Source organism: Rhizobium croatiense (assembly GCF_019793465.1).
Classification (GTDB): Bacteria; Pseudomonadota; Alphaproteobacteria; order Rhizobiales; family Rhizobiaceae; genus Rhizobium; species Rhizobium croatiense.
The window spans coordinates 1-462 of sequence record NZ_JAILYJ010000067.1; the positions used below are offsets into that span (position 1 = coordinate 1).

General features: G+C 65.2%; 1 protein-coding gene. It reads right to left on the minus strand.

The features are described from left to right. Positions 1–462, minus strand: a 462-nt coding sequence (locus K6M89_RS30580; protein ID WP_222141858.1) for an acetyltransferase, incomplete at both ends; no start/stop codon positions are given.

Consider the following 462-nt stretch of genomic DNA (forward strand, 5'->3'; position numbering starts at 1 on the left):
GGATAGGCACCTCCCGGAAGGTCACGATCACGTCATCGACCTGACCGAGCAGCAGGTGGTGGAACTCGGGCACGCCCTTGGGGTAGACGATGGTCACGTCCAGCAGCGCATCGAACTGGTCGCCCAGCGTCTCCAGCGCCATCGCGATGCCGCCCGTCTTGGGGCGCAGCAGGTGCTGGTAGGGCGATTTCTGCTTGTCGTGCTTGTCCTGGGTGTAGCGCGTGCCTTCCAGGAAGCTGATCACCGAGGTCGGGATCACGCGGAACTTCTCGCAGGCCTTGCGGGCCACGGCCAGATCCTGCGCCACGCTGGCGCCGCCCTTGCGCCGCATGAAGGGGAAGTCCAGCGCCCACCAGGCCAGGCCCAGGATGGGCACGTAGATCAGCTCGTGCTTGATGAAGAACTTGAGCATGGGGATGCGGCGGTTGAACACACGCTGCAGCACCAGGATGTCCGCCCAGC